The following is a 1,711-nucleotide window of genomic DNA, read 5'->3' as shown; positions in this document are numbered from 1 at the left end:
CAAGATGCTGGACCACTGTGCGATCTATGGCCTGATTGCGGGCACTTACACTCCCTTCCTGCTGGTCAATCTGCGCGGCCAAACCGGCTGGATTCTGTTTGCCGTGATCTGGGCGCTGGCGCTCACTGGCATCGCCCTGAAGGCCCTGTACGGGCACCGCTTCAAGCTGATGCGCGTGGGTATTTACCTGGCCATGGGCTGGCTGATTCTGGTGGCCTCCAACGACCTGACCAGCAAACTCAATGACATCGGCTTCTGGCTGATCCTGGCCGGNGGCATCACCTATACCGTGGGCGTGATCTTCTACCTGGCGGACCGCTTTATTCCCTTCAACCACGCCATCTGGCACCTGTTCGTCATGGGCGGCAGTATCTGCCATTTCTTCGCGGTCTATTACGGGGTGCTGCCTTTCACCGCGCCCATCAGCTGACTCAGCCTGCATTTTATGAACAAAATTCAAAAAAGACTTGAGGTCTACGTCTCATCAATATATTTTTTACTTAATTATATATTGTTGGACCCGTTTCATGATTGCGATTAACCCCGATACCCTGCGTGACAATGCCCTCCAAGCCAGCCAACTACTCAAGGCCCTGTCCCATCCGGACCGGCTGATGCTGCTATGCCGCCTTGCTGAAGGCGAACGCAGTGTCAGTGAACTGGAGCCCCTGGTGGGTGTTTACCAACCCTCTCTTTCCCAGCAACTGGGCATTTTGCGTCGCGAAGGGCTGGTCAGTAGTCGCCGGGAAGGCAAGCAGGTGTTCTACCAGGTGGCCAACCCGGACGCCCTGGCCGTACTGGAAGTGTTGTATCAGCGCTTCTGCGGCGACACCCCATGAGCATCGACTGGAACGCCCTCACCCCCTGGTCCTCCCTGGCCGGCGGCGCCTTGATCGGCCTGGCCGCCCTGTTGCTATTGCACACTAACGGTCGCATCGCCGGTATCAGCGGCATTGTTGGCGGCCTGTTGCGCCCGGCAACGCAGGACCGGGGCTGGCGAATTGCCTTTATCCTCGGCATGTTCATCGCCCCCACCGTCTGGGCACTGGCCGGGAACTTGTCCGCAATGGTAATCGATGCCGACCTCCCGCTTCTGATCGTGGCCGGCCTGGTGGTGGGCATAAGCACTCGCTACGGCGCCGGGTGTACCAGTGGCCACGGCGTGTGCGGCATATCGCGCCTGTCCCCCCGTTCCCTGGCAGCCACTGTCGCCTTCATGGCCAGCGGCTTCATCACCGTCTTTGTGGTTCGCCATCTGCTGGGAGGGGGATAATGCATCGCAGTCATATCACCGCTTTTGCGGCCGGCCTGATTTTTGGCCTCGGCCTGTTGCTCGCCGGCATGGCCAACCCGGCCAAGGTGCTGGCCTTTCTGGATATCACCGGTAACTGGGACCCGTCCCTGGCCCTGGTGATGGGTGGCGCTATTGCGGTATCGGCCATCGGTTTCTACCTGACCCGGCAGCGATCCGCTCCCCTGTTTGGTGACAGCTTTCAGGTGCCCACCAACCGCAAGCTGGACAAGCGTCTGGTACTCGGGGCGCTGGGCTTCGGTGTGGGCTGGGGGCTGGCCGGCTTCTGCCCGGGCCCGGCGCTGGTGGCCCTCGGCACGGGCAGTCTCAAGGCCGTGGTGTTCGTAGCTGCCATGCTCATCGGAATGATGATCTTTGAAATGTTGGAACGCAAAAAACCGGATTGATCCGTCCACTACG

The 1,711-nt window shown here is 60.1% G+C and carries 4 protein-coding genes; all 4 read left to right on the top strand.

From position 1 onward, the window contains the following. On the top strand, nucleotides 1-430 hold a 430-nt coding region (locus tag A3730_RS27360; RefSeq protein WP_197477673.1), incomplete at its 5' end, for a hemolysin III family protein. Nucleotides 431-527: 97 nt separating this feature from the next. After that, complete coding sequence (locus A3730_RS27355; RefSeq protein ID WP_063519066.1) at nucleotides 528-839, top strand: metalloregulator ArsR/SmtB family transcription factor; 312 nt, start codon at nucleotides 528-530, stop codon at nucleotides 837-839. Beyond that, nucleotides 836-1,273, top strand: a complete 438-nt coding sequence (locus A3730_RS27350; protein ID WP_063539352.1) for a YeeE/YedE family protein — start codon at nucleotides 836-838, stop codon at nucleotides 1,271-1,273. The genes A3730_RS27355 and A3730_RS27350 overlap by 4 nt, the downstream gene beginning before the upstream one ends. Next, a complete protein-coding gene (locus A3730_RS27345; protein ID WP_063519064.1) occupies nucleotides 1,273-1,698 on the top strand; it encodes a YeeE/YedE family protein in 426 nt (141 codons plus the stop codon). The genes A3730_RS27350 and A3730_RS27345 overlap by 1 nt, the downstream gene beginning before the upstream one ends. The last annotated feature ends 13 nt before the right edge of the window (nucleotides 1,699-1,711 follow it).

The sequence above is a fragment of the Alcanivorax sp. HI0044 genome, from assembly GCF_001634945.1.
This window is presented reverse-complemented; position numbering and strand designations above follow the sequence as displayed.